This is a genomic window from Pseudoalteromonas sp. 4NS20-0020 (assembly GCF_057554385.1).
The window spans coordinates 479,132-495,852 of the sequence record NZ_BAAJMI010000001.1; the positions used below are offsets into that span (position 1 = coordinate 479,132).

Below are 16,721 nucleotides of genomic sequence, written 5' to 3' on the forward strand. Positions count from 1 at the left end.
AACACATAAATACCCGCGCAAATACATATATAAGGTAGGAGAATTCATGCCATCTCGCAAAGAACTTGCAAATGCTATTCGCGTCTTGTCAATGGACGCAGTACAAAAGGCCAAATCTGGTCACCCTGGAGCCCCTATGGGCATGGCTGATATCGCAGAAGTATTATGGCGCGATTATCTAAAACATAATCCATCAAATCCAGAGTGGGCAGACCGAGATCGATTTATACTGTCAAACGGCCACGGTTCAATGCTTATCTATTCTTTATTGCACTTAAGTGGTTATGATTTACCGTTGGACGAAATTAAAAACTTCCGTCAAATGCACTCTAAAACACCAGGCCACCCAGAATACGGTTATGCGCCAGGTATCGAGACCACTACGGGCCCTCTAGGCCAAGGGATCACAAATGCGGTAGGCATGGCAATTGCTGAAAAAGCGCTTGCGGCACAATTTAACCGTGAAGGTCACGACATTGTTGATCATCATACCTATGCATTCATGGGCGACGGTTGTTTAATGGAAGGCATTTCGCATGAAGCCTGTTCGCTTGCCGGCACATTAGGCCTAGGCAAGCTGGTTGCTTTTTGGGATGACAACGGCATTTCTATTGATGGTGAAGTTGAAGGTTGGTTTAGCGATGACACACCTGCACGTTTTAAAGCGTACGGCTGGCACGTAATTAGTGACGTTGATGGCCACGATAGCGATGCAGTAAGTGCTGCAATTAGCGAAGCAAAAAGCGTGACTGATAAACCAACACTAATTTGTTGTAAAACAATTATTGGTTACGGTTCACCTAATAAATCGGGTAGCCACGACTGTCACGGTGCACCACTTGGCGATGACGAAATTAAAGCATCGCGTGAGTTTTTAGGTTGGACGGGCGATGCATTTGAAATCCCTGAAGACATTTACGCACAGTGGGATGGAAAAGCTAAAGGCCAAGAACTTGAATCAAGCTGGGACGAAAAGTTTGCAGCCTATGCAAAAGCATTCCCAGAGCTTGCAGCTGAGTACAAACGCCGTACAAATTCAGATTTACCTGCCGACTGGGCTGAAAAGTCACAAGCGTATATTGAGCAGTTACAAGCAAACCCGGCAAATCCAGCATCTCGTAAAGCGTCACAAAATGCATTAAATGCATTTGGTCCATTATTACCAGAATTTATGGGTGGCTCTGCCGATTTAGCAGGTTCAAACTTAACAATTTGGGAAGGCTCTAAAGGCCTAACAGCGGACGATGCAAGTGGTAACTACGTTTACTACGGTGTGCGTGAGTTTGGTATGTCGGCAATTATGAACGGCATTGCACTTCATAAAGGCTTTATTCCTTACGGTGCAACGTTCTTAATGTTTATGGAATACGCACGCAATGCGGTTCGTATGGCTGCATTAATGAAGCAACCAAGCATTTTTGTATACACGCACGATTCAATTGGTTTAGGTGAAGATGGTCCAACTCACCAACCAGTAGAGCAAATTGCCAGCATGCGTTTAACGCCTAACCTTTATAACTGGCGCCCGTGTGACCAAGTTGAGTCAGCAATTGCATGGCAACAAGCTATTGAACGTAAAGACGGTCCTACATCGTTAATATTCACACGCCAAGGTCTTGAGCAACAGGCGCGTGACGCACAACAGCTAAGCGACGTCAAAAAGGGTGGTTACATCCTTAGCTGTGACGGCAACCCAGAGCTAATTATTATTGCAACCGGTTCTGAGGTGCAATTAGCACAAGATTCAGCTACTGAATTACGCAGCCAAGGTAAAAAGGTACGTGTTGTATCTATGCCATGTACTGATGCATTCGAAGATCAATCGCCTGAGTACAAAGAAAGCGTATTACCAGCAAGCGTTTCTCGTCGCGTAGCGGTAGAGGCAGGTATTGCTGATTATTGGTACAAGTATGTAGGCCTAAATGGTGCCGTAGTCGGTATGACCACCTTTGGTGAGTCTGCACCAGCTAACGAGTTGTTTGAGCACTTTGGCTTTACGGTTGAAAACATTGTAAGTAAAGCAAACGCACTTTTTTAATCGTTTTTGATTAAATAAGTTAAGTAACTTAAAACCCGCCAATGTGCGGGTTTTTTTATGCCCATATATGAAACAACTTCATCTTATACCAATCCGCTTAATTAAATGATCTATTTTGAGGATAGATAAACGTGTTGATAGCTAGGCAAAAAATTCGTTATTTAGTTGTTCTAAATGAGGGTTTTTTAACGCAGATAGCGACACTTTTAGCCCCTAAAAATGATTAAGTATTATTGCGAATTGGTATTAAGCGTTACTGCTTTTCTTGCAAGAAAGTAAGCTATCAGGCAAGGTAGTGCGATAAAATTTATAAATAAAGATCTTTAAATTAATAGCAGGAGCTAAAATGTCTCAGTTTGAAAATGTAAGCGTAGTTAAAAAGGCCAACGTGTATTTTGACGGAAAAGTGTCAAGCCGTACGGTTGTATTTAGCGATGGAACTACCAAAACATTAGGCTTTATGCAGCCGGGTGAATTTGTATTCGATACCAGTAAAAAAGAACTCATGGAGTTGTTAGGTGGCCAGTGGGATATTTTATTACCAGGGGCAAGCGAGTGGAAAACGTTTTCTGCGGGCGAATCGTTTAATGTAGATGCTAACGTAAGCTTTAAAGTAAAAGTAAGTGATTTTGCCGACTACTGTTGCTCGTACACAGATTAATAGCTAGCACAGCTAGACGTCTGAAAGCCCATGGTTTATGGGCTTTGCATAAACTTTGCGCAACACATGATTTAAATCACCAAAAACCGCAAATAAACCTCAAATATCTCTCTTTTTTCCTTGTGTTAATCTAAATAGCCCCCAATACTATTTATGAGGTAACAAATAAAAGGATACCCTATGAAAATTAATCTTTCTGGTCACCATGTTGAAGTTACTGACTCTATTAGAGAGCACATCAACGAAAAATTTTCTAAAATTGAGAGCCACTTTCCATCACTTATTTCTCTCGATATGATCTTGTCTAAAGAGCATCATAAAATCCAAGCCGAAATTAGCACTAATTACGAAGGTGCGCGAATATCAGTAAAAGGGGAAAACGAAGTAATGTACCCAGCTATTGCAAGCGCAGCTAAAAAACTCGATGCAGCACTAAAACATCGAAAAGGGCAAATAAAAGCAAATTTACACGAAAAGCCTGTAAGTACAACGCCAGAAATAGCGCACGAAATCATCCAAGAGATGGAACTAAAATAATATTTAGTCCCAAAGTACTATAAAAAAGAGCCTTATGGCTCTTTTTTATTGCCTTTAATTTAGGTAAGTTATGCAGCCTTCGGTGTTATTAATTGTGAAAATTAATAACCAGAGTGAATAACACACATAATTTGAGAAATTAATGCAGCAAACACACACTTCTTGGAAATCTCACATAGGCGCACTAGGCCCTGGCATTTTAATGGCAACCGCAGCAATTGGTGGGTCTCACTTAGTTGCATCTACTCAGGCTGGCGCGCTATTTGGCTGGCAACTATTTTGGTTAATACTGGCTGTTAATGTATTAAAATATCCGTTTTTTCGCTTTGGTATGGAATACACCTTAGCCACTAAAAACAGTTTAGTAGAAGGCTATAAAAACAAAGGCCCGGTGTATTTTTATAGTTTTATTGGCTTGAACATACTGGCAGCAGTTGTTAATACCGCAGGGGTATTACTACTTACCGCCAGCTTACTGCATTACGCACTGCCTGCAGTGATAGAGGTAACCCTGCTATGTTGGATATTGCTCGGTGTTTGCTTAACCATATTATTGTTAGGGCACTTTAAGGCGCTCGACAGCGTTGCTAAAGGCATTATGGGGTTATTAACACTGGCTACTGTTATTGCGCTGGTTATTGCGTTTAGTAATGGCCCAATGGCGCCAGCTGACTACATTGGCCCGTCACCTTACGAACTTGCTATGCTCAGCTTTATGGTCGCGTTAATGGGCTGGATGCCGGCACCAATAGAAATATCGGCCCTCAGCTCGCTATGGCTCAAAGAAAAACAAACTCAGCAAACGGTTACTAAAAGCCAAGGCTTGTTTGATTTTAACGTAGGCTATTGGCTAACAGCCTGCTTAGCATTGGTATTTTTTAGCTTAGGTGTGCTGGTGCAATATGGGCAAAGCAGCAATATAGAACTTGGTGGGGTTGCCTTTGCTAAACAGCTCATAGACATGTACGCACTGACTATTGGTGAGTGGGCAAGGCCGCTGGTATCAGCCATTGCGTTTTTGTGTATGTTTGGCACTACGCTCACCGTGCTTGACGGCTACGCACGTACACTTAACGAGTCACATAAATTACTTGGTTTTAAGCAATCTAAACACAGTTTAAATATTTGGTTAGTACTGCAAGCCGTTGCCGGTATGGCCGTTATTTTATTTTTTAAATCGGCCCTGGGGCCAATGCTTACTTTTGCCATGACACTTGCTTTTGTCACTACCCCCGTTTTTGCATGGCTTAACTTTAGCCTAGTGCGCTCAGAGCCTGCCATTAAACACAGCGTATTATTGCGCAGCTTAACGTGGTTAGGCTTAGTGTACTTAGTTGGTTTTGCTGTTGCGTTTGTAGTGTGGAAACTAGCAGTCTAAATATAGCTATTTACTTTAGGGCTTTAATTAAAGCCCTAAAGCATTAAATTCAAGGGTTAAATGGGGTATAAATGGATATTAGAACAGACGCGCTTTCAAACCCACACATTATAAAGCTACTACAAGCGCATCATAACGATATGCTAAAACACTCCCCAATTGAGAGCGTACATGCACTTGATGTGACTAAACTCACTCAGCCCGACATAACCTTTTATAGCTTATGGATTGATAATAACTTAGCGGGTGTTGGCGCATTAAAAGTGCTCAATGCCACGCATGGCGAAATTAAATCAATGCGTACATCAAGTAACTATTTGCGCCAAGGCATAGCGGCTAAGCTACTTACGCATATTATTGAGCAAGCAACACTGCGAGGGTATAAAAAACTTAGCTTAGAAACCGGCACTGCTAAGGCATTTGTACCCGCACAAAAGCTTTACACTCAATTTGGTTTTAAAGAGTGTGAACCGTTTGGGAATTATGAGCCAGACCCGTATAGCTTGTTTATGAGTAAATTCCTTTAAAGTGAGTAGAGGATATTATGGCTTATAAAGTTGAACTTAAAGCTCCAGCACTGGATGAATTCGCTAATTTACGTAAACAAGTAAAGTGGCAAAACCCTGACTATAAAACATTAAAAGCAAGCATCGAAAACTCACTTTTTTGGGTCACTGTATACGACACTGATAAGTTAATAGGCACTGGGAGAGTGATTGGTGATGGCGCAATGTATTTTTATATTCAAGATATAATTGTTGCGCCAAGCTATCAAAAACAAGGCATTGGTCATTTAGTTATGACCCACATTGAAAACTACTTAACCAACACTTGTTCTAATGGCGCTACAGTAGGTTTATTAAGTGCTCACGGTAAAGAAAGCTTATATACACATTATGGTTATGTAAAACGTGATGGCGATAGTTTAGGGTTTGGAATGTGTAAGTTTTTTTAAATAGTATAAAAAATTTCGCAGATAGAGAAATCACCTTTAACCTTTTCTTTCAATGCTTTTAAGTTGCTAAACTTATTTACAAAGATCTCATTTTTCCATATCTACTTGTTAAATAAAGGTTGTTTTAATGTTTTTTTATGATTAATATCTTTGCCGTTGATAAATATAAGGAAATATAATGGAACATCAATTTAAACTCAAATCCCTACTTGTTTTACCTCTTGTAACTATTTTAACCGCATGTGGCTCTTCAGATTCAAATGAGAAAGCGACTAATAATGAAGTTGCTATTGTAAATAATGCGCCTCAAATAACATCTGAAGCGGTAACCTCTGCTATCGAAGACAATACTTATACTTATTTAGTTGAAGTTCAAGATGATGGAGATGATTTGACGTTTACACTCAGTTCATTCCCAGAGGGTATGTCTATATCTGAAACAGGCTTAATTGAATGGCTTCCTACCGAAGGAGTATTAAGCTCAGGTGAAGTAGTTGTTGCCGTTAATGACGGGGAAAATGATAATGTAATTCAATCATTTGAAGTAGTCGTTACTCCGGTTAATGATACCCCTGTATTATCCCTCATACCAAATCAAACAGTTAAAAGTGGGGATGATTTTAGTTTTCAATTAGTTTTGACTGATCCTGACGATAATATAGAAAATGGTGACTTCTCGTTTTCAGTTTCCCCTGAAATTGAAGGAATGGAAATAGATCAAAACGGTCTAATTACTTATCAAGCCAGAGCTTCAGAGACAACTGAGTATAACTTAACAGTTGAAGTGAGAGATGGACAAGAAGATGGAGTATTACCTGTAAGAGCTTCATTCATACTTGATGAGCAATTCTTTCAAGGTATTTCAGCGGTTATAAAAAATTACTACACTGAAGATGTAATTCCAAATGCAGATGCTTTTTTGACGAATGGTAATGAAATCCTAGCTGATTCGGTCTCTGATGAAAATGGGATTGTTACATTTTCTATCCAAGATATATACATTACTGAACGCATGTCTATTATCAGTGACGCTTCTGGCTTTGCTGAGATGGCTATAGGCTTAAATGAAGAGCAAATAGACTTGTCTAATAATATCTTATTACAACCTGTTCAGGCTGAGATATCGTTTGATCCTACTATCGAGAATAATCTTTCAGTTGAGGACTTTGTACTTGTAGAGTTACCTGCTAACAGCTAACAGCTTGCAGCGAGCGGATGGGACTTTAGCTACAGGACTCGTCAATGCAGAGCTTACAATTATAAACCCTGCTATTGATATTAACCTTATGCCCGGTGAAATGATTACTAAAGATGTTAATGGAGAGATTAAACCTATTGAGTCTTTTGGAGCGATAACGGTTACTTTTGAAGATGCTGATGGCGTTGAACTTAATTTGACTGAAAATATGCAAGCCAAAATAAATATTCCAGCTGTTGGTGAGCTAGATGGAACGGTTCCTTTATATTACTTTGACAATAACTCTGGCCTTTGGATAGAAGAGGGGCAGGTTGAGTTAGTATCTGGACCACAAGGAAATTACTATTCCGGAATGGTTTCCCATTTTACTACATGGAATGCTGATCGGATATATGAAACTATTTTTATAAATGGTTGTATTGAAGACAAGGATCAAAATCGACTTGAAGGTGTACAAATTAATTCAGAAGGCAGGGACTATATAGGTTCGTCATCAGCGGTTACTGATGAAAATGGCGACTTTTCAATACCTGCAAAGATGAATAGTACTGTTCTTATTTCATCTTCGGCTGGTATTCAAAGTCGTACATTTTCTATTGATACTTTTAATACTGATATTACTCTAAGTGAGTGTGTTGTTTTAAATGAAGCATTTACTAAGATAAAGTTAAATTGGGGATTAATGCCAACTGATTTGGATTCTCATTTATGGGGGCCTTCAAGTACGAACGGCGAACAGTTCCATATTTATTTTGGAAATGAGCAAGTAATAGTAAACGACGTAGTTATGTTTTTAGACGTTGACGATGTCACTAGTTATGGCCCTGAGGTGATCTCTATACCAGAGTTTGCTTTACCAGGAACATACTCTTACAAAGTACATAATTATTCTGGTACTCCAGAAATTGACTCTGATACGACTAAGGTTGAGTTATTAATTGACGACCGTAGGTATGTGTTTACTCCACCTAGTGAAGGTGCAGATGAAATGTGGCATGTTTTTGATTTAATTGTAAGTGAAGTAGGGAATGTGCAAGTCAATAAGGTAGATATATTTGAACCTTATTACTTTTATTCGAGTAACTCTTTAGTTCCAAACTCTAATATTGAGCCAAAAATTAAGTATTATGAAAGCATTTATAATAAACTGATAACTGGTAAGTATTACGCTAAGTAATATATTTACGAGCCTCTTTTATTAAGGGGCTCGCTTCTAAATATTTAACTCATATAGCCCTTTATTTTCAATAAACTCCTCGACTGCGCAATTGAAACCGTAAACTAACATTTATTGTTATAACTCTGTTTATTATACCTGACTACACTTGCGATGATTAAAATGTAGAGTTATTCAGAGGGTACTGTTGGTTAGCAATCTGTATATATTGGATGTAAATAATAACTTCAAAGGTTGTATTTTTACACTTAAAAAATAGTTATGACTTTCTATATTATCTGTTCAAGTTACGTTAACTACCTAAGGTGTGCGTTAACTATATAGCGGTGTTGCTACTTAACTGATTCAGGTAAATAGTAGTAATATTTGGAGAAAAAATGAATAATAAAACTTTAGGAATAGTACTTGTAGTAGTTGGCGCAGCATTAGCTACGTGGGGCTACAATGTTTACGATGCAGCTGCGTCGCAAATCAGCAGAACATTAAGCGGCGATACGCCAATGGAAGCGTGGGCTGGTATGGTCGGTGGCGCTATTTGTGTTCTAGTCGGTATTTCACGGTTAAAGTAAATTAGTCATATTAGATTTCTCAACAAAATCCCCCCCATTTTATTGAGAATATATCTTTATAATTTAAGAATGCATTTTATTAATACTCAGTATTAACTCAGATCTTTTATCGCTCTACTTATCCCATCTAAGCTCAGCGCGTACATGCGATTGTTCATTAGCTCTTTTATAAAGCCAATTGATTGATAATACGGCCAGTGTTCAACCGGTTGTGGGTTGAGCCACGCTACTTTATCGAAATGGTTAGTTATGCGTGATAACCATGCACTGCCGGGCTCTTCGTTGTAATGTTCTACTGAGCCGCCAGGGTAGGCTATTTCGTATGGGCCCATAGTGGCATCACCCACAAATATGACTTTGTAGTCGCTGGTAAATTTATTAATCAGCGTCATGGTGTCTATTACGTTTGAATGGCGGCGTTGGTTATCCTGCCAAACGTGTTCGTATAAACAGTTATGAAAGTAGTAAAACTCTAAATGCTTAAATTCACTGTGGGCTGCGCTAAATAATTCTTCGCAGGTATGAATGTAGTCATCCATTGAGCCGCCAATATCAAACAGCATTAATACTTTTACCGCATTGTGGCGCTCTGGTGCCATTTTTACATCTAGCATGCCGCCTTGCTTGGCGGTTGCGCGAATGGTCTCGTTTAAATCCAGGGTGTCACTTGCGCCGGTGCGGGCAAATTTGCGTAGCTTTTTAAGGGCGAGTTTTATAGTGCGTGAGCCAATTTCGCGATCTGAGTCTAAATTGCGGTATTCGCGCTTGTCCCACACTTTTACCGCTTGGCGATTGCGGTTGCCGTCTTGTCCTATACGCACGCCCTCAGGGTTATAACCATACGCGCCAAAAGGAGATGTACCGCCGGTGCCTACCCATTTATTACCGCCTGCGTGGCGTTTTTGTTGCTCTTCTAAACGCTCTTTCAGGGTTTTCATAAGCTCGTCGAGCCCACCCATGGCTTTTAGTTGGGCTTTTTCTTCATCGCTTAGGTTTTTTTCAAACTCTTTACGTAGCCAATCTTCAGGTAAGTTGTGCTGTTGCTTTAAACTTTCGAGTAAATCAAGGTCGGCAATACCGCTAAAGTAGTCGCTAAAGGCTTTATCAAACCTATCAAAATGGGTTTCGTCTTTTACCATTATGGTGCGGGCCAAATGGTAAAAGGCATCTACGTCGGCAAATATAACGCCTTTTTTTAAGGCGTTAATTAAATCGAGTAGTTCGCGCAGGCTTACCGGTAAACGGTATTCACGTAATTTGAAGAAAAACGCAATCAACATATTAACGGCGGCTCATAAACGCAAGTTTTTCGATGAGGCTTATGTCTTGCTCATTTTTAAGCAGTGCGCCAAACATCGGCATTAAGCCGCCTTTTTGGCTTTTGTCGTGCAATGTTTTAGCGTCTATATCCTCTGCCATTAAAAGTTTTAACCAATCTAGCAATTCGCTGGTGGAGGGCTTCTTTTTAAGGCCGTTTGCTTCACGTAAGTTAAAAAATACTTCTAATGCTTGGCGTACTAAATCTTGTTTAACGTTAGGGTAGTGCACATCAACAATTTGCTGCATTTCTTCGCTGCTTGGAAAGTCAATATAATGAAAAAAACAGCGGCGTAAAAAGGCATCAGGCAGCTCTTTTTCGTTATTTGAAGTGATGATCACAATAGGGCGCTCTTTTGCGATAATGCGCTCACCTGTTTCGTAAACGTGAAACTCCATTTTATCAAGCTCAAGCAGTAAATCGTTTGGGAACTCGATATCGGCTTTATCTATTTCATCAATTAAAAGTACAGGGCGTTTGCCGTTAAGCTCGGCATAGGTAAATGCTTGCCACAGCTTACCTTTAACAATGTAGTTGCCAATATCATGCACGCGCTCATCGCCTAATTGGCTGTCACGCAAACGCGATACGGCATCGTATTCGTATAAACCTTGCTGTGCTTTGGTGGTCGATTTAATGTGCCACTGAATAAGCTCGGTGTTTAAACTTTTCGCAAGCTCTTCGGCCAACATTGTTTTGCCTGTACCAGGTTCACCTTTAATAAGTAATGGTTTTTCAAGCATAATAGCAGCATTTACAGCCTGTTTTAGCGAGCTGCTTGCGATGTAATTGTCAGTAGAATTAAATTGCACGGTGTACCCTTGTCTGGTCTGAGCAGTATTGAATGGGGTTATAATGCCACAGTTAATCTGCAGGTCCAAGGTAGGCAAAACGAGGTATAGTTTTGCCCTCTTTTTCAACGGTTTCTAAAAACATACTAAGTGGTCGTGCCCAAATACCGAACTCACCATATAAGGCTTGGTATATCACCAATTGTTCGTCTGTTTCGCTATGTGTTGCCTGGTATAAAACTTTGTACTGCGGGCCTTTGTAGTGTTGATATAAACCCAGTTTTAGTGCTGTAGTCATGCTTCAATCTCTTGTATAATTTGTGTTTGCACTTTTAATGCTAACTAATTTGCCAATATTATGAACTATATTTCGTTAGATGATTACAGAAAAGCGTGGGTTTTTCGCCATAAAGACATTCCGGTATCAAGTGATGACGCAGCTAAAATAAAACCAATGAGCGACGAGCGCGCTGCTGTACTTTGGAGCACAATGGTAAGCCGGGAGTTTGACCACCCCGACTTTTTTGATGACAGTATGTGGTGCGGTCAAGATAAAAGCTTTAGTGATGAAGTTAACTGGGAAGCAGCTTGGGAAAATGGCGATGCTTTACCACCTCAAGAAATTTTAGAGTTTTTAGGGTGGGAAGCAAATACCACGGTATATTTTTGTATGGCGCGCGATAATGTTATTGAAACAACGTTTGACGTATTTAAACGTAATTGGCAAAACTTTATGTTTTTAGCCGATGGCAGTTTATTAGTTGGTAAAAAGCGCAACAGTGTTGTGCAATTTTTAGAGTCGGGTAAAGCTAAGTTAGGTGAAAAACCAAGCGCTTAATTTATTATGTGTGCTTAAAAACTATTCAGCACTATGTTATAAAACAGTTATCTGAATGTTTTTGAGTAAAGCAATTGGTCGCGAAAAATCAGTCACTTGGTGAACAGCAGCAAGTTGAAATTTGGCAAACTGATGCGCAAAAGGCGCTTTATGCGCAGTTGTGCAATGCATTTTATCAGCGAGAAGTTCAGCGGTTAGTCGCCGAACCTAATGCCGATAAGCTGCGTAGGCAGTTAAAAAGTTTGCCTTATTACATTGAACGAGCTGCATCGCTTGTAGTAAATGGGCATTCGCCATTTACGCTTGATGCACAAAATGGCTCGTGGCTCGAAAAACAAAAAGCAACACCGCCCGATGTAAATAAACAAGCCAATGAACTTTTTTTTCAAGCGCATGCCAAAGTGGGACTAATTGTTCCGGTGATAGTAAACCAGTACGACAAATTACATCTTAGGATAGACAGTATTGATCAGGTGTCTGAAAACAAGTTGCATTGCAACGAGCTAGGGTGGTTTGATTTTTTAGGCAACGGCCTAGAGCAGCAATATGCACAACTTTTAAAGCCAAGTAAGTTGAGTTTAGCTGCAGCGTGCTGTGGGCATCAGTGGCAGTTTTCAAAGCGTTGCACACCACGTGTATTATCACTACGTGAAATGCTACTGGCAGGGAACATTAATTGGCGCAATATAAAACGCCCATTAGCTTAGTTAAGTTAAAACTTTTAAATTATTAAATAAGGAGTGTTAAATGCGTGTTTTTCAAGTGTGCTTAGTGTGCTTAGCACTGTTTGTTCAATACAGGTTATGGTTTGGTCAAAATGGTGTGCAAGATTACTCGCGCTTAAAAGGGGCGGTGGCAACCCACCAAGACACTAACGAAAAGTTGATAAAACGTAATAAAGTGCTCAAAGCCGACATAGAAGATTTAAAGCTTGGCCTTGAAGGCATTGAAGAACGTGCCCGAAACGAATTAGGAATGATTAAGCCGGACGAAACATTTATTCGTGTTTTACCGGGCAACCAATATGAGAAATAAACAAACTATCGTTGCGATTGTACCCGCAGCAGGTGTAGGCAGCAGAATGCAGCACAATGCACCTAAACAATATATACAGTTAGCGGGTAAAACAATTTTAGAACACACCCTAACTAAACTATCTCAATTACCACAACTACAAACTATTGTTGTTGCCCTTAGCGATACAGACCCATACTTTGATGAACTACCATTAACCGATGCGCGCATTGTTCGTTCAAGTGGTGGCAAAGAACGTGCTGATTCAGTACTTAATAGTTTGTTATTTTTAGCACCCAATCCTCCTGATTGGGTATTAGTGCACGATGCAGCGCGCCCATTGGTTGACCTAGCAGACATTGAGCGCCTTATTAGTGAGTGCCTTAGTGCAAATGAAGGCGGGATTTTAGCCAGTAAAGTAAAAGATACCATTAAACGTGGCGATACACACTCAAAGCAAACCGTCCCCCGAGACGACCTGTGGCAAGCGCTTACCCCTCAATTTTTTAAGTACAGTGACCTTAAAAATGCGCTGCAAAATGCGCTACAAAGTGGTGTGCCGATTACCGACGAAGCCAGTGCAATTGAGTGGGTAAACAAACCAGTAAAACTTATAGCGGGTCGTAGTGATAATATTAAAATAACCACGCCAGAAGATTTAGCTTTGGCAGGGTTTTTATTAAATAAACAACAAAACGAGAGTGCAGTATGATACGAATTGGCCATGGTTTTGACGTACATAAATTTGGCGGCGAAGGCCCGTTAACTATTTGTGGTGAAAAAATTGATTACCCACAAGGCTTTTTAGCACACTCAGATGGCGATGTAGCTATTCATGCATTATGTGATGCTATTTTAGGTGCGCTCGCTATGGGCGATATTGGTAAGCACTTTCCTGATACAGCGAGCGAATATGAAAATATAGATAGCCGCATTTTGCTTCGGCATGTTGTTAAGCTAGCTAAAGAGCAAGGCTATGTATTAGGAAACGGCGATGTCACCATTGTGGCACAAGCACCAAAAATGCTGCCGCACATACAGGCTATGCGTGTAAATCTAGCTAATGATTTAAACTGCGATCTTAGCCAAATAAATGTTAAGGCTACGACAACTGAAAAGTTGGGCTTTGAAGGACGTAAAGAAGGTATTTCTAGTCATGCCGTGGTTATTATGAGTAAAGAGCTTGCGAGTACAAAAAACGCATGAGCGACTTAAATTATTTATACGGCGCACCGCTTTCAAAAGCTGACTTTAAAACCACTGCAGAAGACTTTATGGTAGATGAAGATCTAGGTATAGAGTTTACAGGTAACGGTGAGCATGTATGCTTGCAGGTGGTTAAAAAAGGCGAAAACACACAATACGTGGCTAAAATTATCGCGCAAAAAGCCGGTGTATCCCCTCGCGATGTAAGCTACGCGGGCATGAAAGATCGTCATGGTGTATGTAGCCAATGGTTTAGTGTAAAAGTGCCCATTAAAAAGCATATAGACTTTACAGAGTTAAATAGCGAAAGCATTTTTATAGTGTCGCAACAGCGCCACGAGCGTAAATTACGCACCGGTTGCCACAAGGGCAATAAATTTACCATTACCCTTCGTAATGTTACCGAGCCGCTTGATATATTATGCCGCATAAATGCTGTGCGTGCTGGTGTGCCAAATTACTTTGGCGAGCAGCGTTTTGGTCGCGATGGGCATAATTTGGTTATGGCCGAAAAAATGTTTGCCGGCGAACGTATTCGCGATAAGAAGTTACGCGGTATTATAATCTCAGCTGCGCGTTCACATATTTTTAATCAACTTGTAAGTTTACGTGTAAAAGAACACGGTTTAGCTAAAACTATGCACCGCGAAGTATTTATGCTCAGCGGCAGTAATGCATTTTTTGAAGATGCAATTAACGACGAAAACATAGCACGTTTAGCCTCTGGTGATATTGTAATGTCGGCACCAATGGCAGGCAAAAGTGATAAAGGGTTAACTGAGCAAGAAAAAATATGGCTTAAACCCTATCAGGCATGGTGTGAAGGCCTGGGTGAATTAGGGCTTAAAAACGAGCGTAGAATGTTGCGTTTGATTCCTGATAACTTGGCAGTAGAAACACTTGATAACACCACACTTAAGCTGAGCTTTGGTTTACCTAAAGGATGTTTTGCAACCGCATTACTACGTGAACTGGTGGACTATACAGATGCAAGTCCAAAAGAGCGAAAAGAAAAGGATAATGGCATAAATGAAGATACTATTAAGTAACGATGATGGCGTTAATGCTAAAGGCATAGCGGTCTTATATAACGCGCTTACAAAAATTGCAGACGTCACTTTGGTGGCACCCGATCGCAATTGCAGTGGTGCAAGTAACTCGCTCACATTAATGAATCCATTGCGTGCAACAACTCTTGAAAATGGGTTTATGTCAGTTAATGGTACGCCAACCGATTGCGTTCATTTAGGTGTTAATCAGCTTGTTGACCAAAAACCAGATTTAGTTGTGGCAGGCATTAATCATGGCGCCAATTTAGGTGATGATACGCTTTATTCAGGCACTGTTGCTGCAGCGACCGAAGGTCGTCATTTGGGGTTGCCTGCTATTGCAGTTTCACTTTGCTCACACAATGGCGAGCACTTTGAAACAGCGGCTGCGGTAACAGTTAATATAATTAAAGAACTTGCATCGCACCCATTACCAAAAGACCAAATTATTAATGTTAATGTGCCAGATGTTCCACTAAGTGAATTAAAAGGTGTGCAGGTTACGCGTTTAGGCGCTCGGCATAAAGCTGAAACTATGACCAAGCAAACAGACCCTTGGGGTCGAAGTATTTACTGGTATGGCTCGCTTGGCACAGAGAGTGATGCAGGTGAAGGAACTGACTTTTACGCCATTAATAATGGTTTTGCATCGGTTACACCACTCAGTGTTGATATGACCGCACACAATAGCATTAAGGCAGTTGGGGACTGGTTATCTAATTTGGAGATAAATCGTGCTCGCTAATTACACGCGAAGTGCGAAAGCGTTATCAGATTTACTTAAACGTGAAGGTGTTGAGGATCAAGGCGTACTTGATGCCATTGCAGGTATACCTCGTCATTTATTTATTGACGACGTGTTGCAGCATAAAGCTTATGAAAATACAGCGCTACCTATTGGGCAAGGGCAAACTATTTCGCAACCTTATATTGTAGCCCGTATGACGGAGCTTTTGAGGTTGGCCGGTGTGCGCGATAAAGTATTAGAAATCGGCACGGGCTCTGGCTATCAAACAGCGGTATTGGCAAAAACGTTTACTAACGTTTATTCTGTTGAGCGGATCAAAGCTTTGCAATGGCAGGCTAAACGGCGTCTGCAGCAGCTTGATTTATACAATGTAACAATGAAACATGGAGATGGCTGGCAAGGTTGGCAATCTCAAGCACCATTTGACGGCATTATTGTTACGGCTGCGGCTGCTACCTTACCTCAAGGTTTGTTAAGTCAACTCGCCGATGGCGGTGTATTATTAGCGCCGGTTGGCGAAGCTGATCAAAAATTAATAATGGTTATTCGAAAGGGCGAAAGCTTTACAGAGCATGTTATTGCACCAGTAAGATTTGTACCTTTGGTACCTGGTGATATTGAATAGGAATTCACTTTGAAGTTGTTTACTAAGTTGTACGATATGGCCCTAGTATGGGCAAAGCACCGCCATGCGGAGCGTTATTTAGCAGGAATGAGTTTTGCCGAGTCTGTTTTTTTCCCTATCCCACCCGATGTAATGTTAGCGCCAATGTCGCTGGCTCAACCTAGTAAGGCGTGGCGTTTTGCAAGCTTCGCAACGATTGCATCTGTACTGGGCGGGGTAATTGGCTATTTACTTGGTTTTTGGCTTTTTGAACCTGTTGTAGAGCCGCTAATTGCACAGATGCATTGGCAAGAAAAGTTTGATGTAGCATTAAATTGGTTTAAAGAGTATGGCGTTTGGGTGGTGTTCTTAGCAGGTTTTTCACCCATACCCTATAAAGTATTTACAATTGGTGCGGGCGTTTTACAGATGGCGTTTTTACCATTTTTAATTGCTTCAGCAATCGGGCGCGGTGCTCGGTTTTTTCTAGTTGCTGCGCTTATGAAATGGGGCGGAGCGCAAATGGAGAAAAAATTACGTCAGTATATTGAAGTGCTTGGCTGGGGATTAGTAATATTAATAGCCGTTGCGTACTTTTTGTTGCGTTAAGCTATATAAAATAATGTTACTTAAACATGGA

21 protein-coding genes are annotated in these 16,721 nt (G+C 40.6%); 18 read left to right on the forward strand and 3 right to left on the reverse strand.

Annotation, left to right across the window (positions count from 1 at the left end; genetic code table 11):
* The first annotated feature begins 46 nt into the window (after positions 1-46).
* From tkt to AC27JL_RS02225, 9 genes are all read left to right on the forward strand, one after another.
* On the forward strand, positions 47-2,038 hold the full coding sequence (tkt, locus tag AC27JL_RS02185) for a transketolase (protein ID WP_203984545.1): 1,992 nt from the start codon (positions 47-49) through the stop codon (positions 2,036-2,038).
* Between the two features lie 346 nt (positions 2,039-2,384).
* A complete protein-coding gene (gene ppnP / locus AC27JL_RS02190) occupies positions 2,385-2,699 on the forward strand; it encodes a pyrimidine/purine nucleoside phosphorylase (RefSeq protein ID WP_010555829.1) in 315 nt (104 codons plus the stop codon).
* A gap of 180 nt (positions 2,700-2,879) precedes the next feature.
* Positions 2,880-3,236, forward strand: coding sequence for a ribosome hibernation-promoting factor, HPF/YfiA family (gene hpf / locus AC27JL_RS02195; RefSeq protein ID WP_006791946.1), 357 nt, complete (start codon positions 2,880-2,882; stop codon positions 3,234-3,236).
* A 142-nt stretch (positions 3,237-3,378) separates the two neighbouring features.
* The gene (locus tag AC27JL_RS02200) at positions 3,379-4,614 is read left to right on the forward strand and encodes an NRAMP family divalent metal transporter (protein WP_487194698.1); all 1,236 of its coding nucleotides are present in this window, start codon (positions 3,379-3,381) and stop codon (positions 4,612-4,614) included.
* A 71-nt stretch (positions 4,615-4,685) separates the two neighbouring features.
* Positions 4,686-5,141 carry a GNAT family N-acetyltransferase gene (locus AC27JL_RS02205; protein ID WP_487194699.1) on the forward strand — a complete coding sequence of 152 codons (456 nt, stop codon included), beginning with the start codon at positions 4,686-4,688 and terminating at the stop codon, positions 5,139-5,141.
* Positions 5,142-5,158: 17 nt separating this feature from the next.
* Positions 5,159-5,569 carry a GNAT family N-acetyltransferase gene (locus tag AC27JL_RS02210; RefSeq protein WP_487194700.1) on the forward strand — a complete coding sequence of 137 codons (411 nt, stop codon included), beginning with the start codon at positions 5,159-5,161 and terminating at the stop codon, positions 5,567-5,569.
* A 178-nt stretch (positions 5,570-5,747) separates the two neighbouring features.
* The gene (locus tag AC27JL_RS02215; protein WP_487194701.1) at positions 5,748-6,767 is read left to right on the forward strand and encodes an Ig-like domain-containing protein; all 1,020 of its coding nucleotides are present in this window, start codon (positions 5,748-5,750) and stop codon (positions 6,765-6,767) included.
* A gap of 4 nt (positions 6,768-6,771) precedes the next feature.
* Positions 6,772-7,944: a YfaP family protein gene (locus AC27JL_RS02220; protein ID WP_487194702.1), complete on the forward strand. Its 1,173-nt coding sequence runs from the start codon at positions 6,772-6,774 to the stop codon at positions 7,942-7,944.
* Between the two features lie 377 nt (positions 7,945-8,321).
* Positions 8,322-8,513, forward strand: a complete 192-nt coding sequence (locus AC27JL_RS02225) for a DUF3185 family protein (RefSeq protein ID WP_487194703.1) — start codon at positions 8,322-8,324, stop codon at positions 8,511-8,513.
* A gap of 92 nt (positions 8,514-8,605) precedes the next feature.
* Here AC27JL_RS02225 and AC27JL_RS02230 read toward each other — a convergent pair whose 3' ends face one another.
* From AC27JL_RS02230 to AC27JL_RS02240, 3 genes are read right to left on the reverse strand one after another with little or no spacing between them, the layout of a single operon-like run.
* Positions 8,606-9,793, reverse strand: coding sequence for a vWA domain-containing protein (locus AC27JL_RS02230; protein WP_487194704.1), 1,188 nt, complete (start codon positions 9,791-9,793; stop codon positions 8,606-8,608).
* A gap of 1 nt (position 9,794) precedes the next feature.
* Entirely contained in the window at positions 9,795-10,643 is an 849-nt protein-coding gene (locus AC27JL_RS02235) for an AAA family ATPase (RefSeq protein WP_006791951.1), read from the reverse strand.
* A 52-nt stretch (positions 10,644-10,695) separates the two neighbouring features.
* Positions 10,696-10,920, reverse strand: a complete 225-nt coding sequence (locus AC27JL_RS02240; protein ID WP_006791952.1) for a DUF1653 domain-containing protein — start codon at positions 10,918-10,920, stop codon at positions 10,696-10,698.
* Between the two features lie 60 nt (positions 10,921-10,980).
* Between AC27JL_RS02240 and AC27JL_RS02245 the strand changes: the two genes are divergently transcribed.
* From AC27JL_RS02245 to AC27JL_RS02285, 9 genes are all read left to right on the forward strand, one after another.
* Positions 10,981-11,460, forward strand: coding sequence for a DUF2947 domain-containing protein (locus AC27JL_RS02245; protein WP_006791953.1), 480 nt, complete (start codon positions 10,981-10,983; stop codon positions 11,458-11,460).
* A gap of 74 nt (positions 11,461-11,534) precedes the next feature.
* On the forward strand, positions 11,535-12,167 hold the full coding sequence (locus AC27JL_RS02250; protein ID WP_006791954.1) for a hypothetical protein: 633 nt from the start codon (positions 11,535-11,537) through the stop codon (positions 12,165-12,167).
* A 40-nt stretch (positions 12,168-12,207) separates the two neighbouring features.
* Positions 12,208-12,495: a cell division protein FtsB gene (ftsB, locus tag AC27JL_RS02255; RefSeq protein WP_487194705.1), complete on the forward strand. Its 288-nt coding sequence runs from the start codon at positions 12,208-12,210 to the stop codon at positions 12,493-12,495.
* Complete coding sequence (ispD, locus tag AC27JL_RS02260) at positions 12,485-13,186, forward strand: 2-C-methyl-D-erythritol 4-phosphate cytidylyltransferase (RefSeq protein WP_487194706.1); 702 nt, start codon at positions 12,485-12,487, stop codon at positions 13,184-13,186. The genes ftsB and ispD overlap by 11 nt, the downstream gene beginning before the upstream one ends.
* A complete protein-coding gene (gene ispF / locus AC27JL_RS02265) occupies positions 13,183-13,680 on the forward strand; it encodes a 2-C-methyl-D-erythritol 2,4-cyclodiphosphate synthase (RefSeq protein WP_008126885.1) in 498 nt (165 codons plus the stop codon). Before ispD ends, ispF begins: the two co-directional genes overlap by 4 nt.
* On the forward strand, positions 13,677-14,729 hold the full coding sequence (truD, locus tag AC27JL_RS02270) for a tRNA pseudouridine(13) synthase TruD (protein ID WP_010555837.1): 1,053 nt from the start codon (positions 13,677-13,679) through the stop codon (positions 14,727-14,729). The genes ispF and truD overlap by 4 nt, the downstream gene beginning before the upstream one ends.
* The gene (gene surE / locus AC27JL_RS02275) at positions 14,710-15,474 is read left to right on the forward strand and encodes a 5'/3'-nucleotidase SurE (RefSeq protein ID WP_006791959.1); all 765 of its coding nucleotides are present in this window, start codon (positions 14,710-14,712) and stop codon (positions 15,472-15,474) included. Before truD ends, surE begins: the two co-directional genes overlap by 20 nt.
* Positions 15,464-16,102, forward strand: a complete 639-nt coding sequence (locus tag AC27JL_RS02280) for a protein-L-isoaspartate(D-aspartate) O-methyltransferase (protein WP_006791960.1) — start codon at positions 15,464-15,466, stop codon at positions 16,100-16,102. Before surE ends, AC27JL_RS02280 begins: the two co-directional genes overlap by 11 nt.
* 9 nt (positions 16,103-16,111) lie before the next feature.
* Entirely contained in the window at positions 16,112-16,690 is a 579-nt protein-coding gene (locus AC27JL_RS02285) for a YqaA family protein (RefSeq protein ID WP_008126892.1), read from the forward strand.
* Positions 16,691-16,721: the final 31 nt, after the last annotated feature.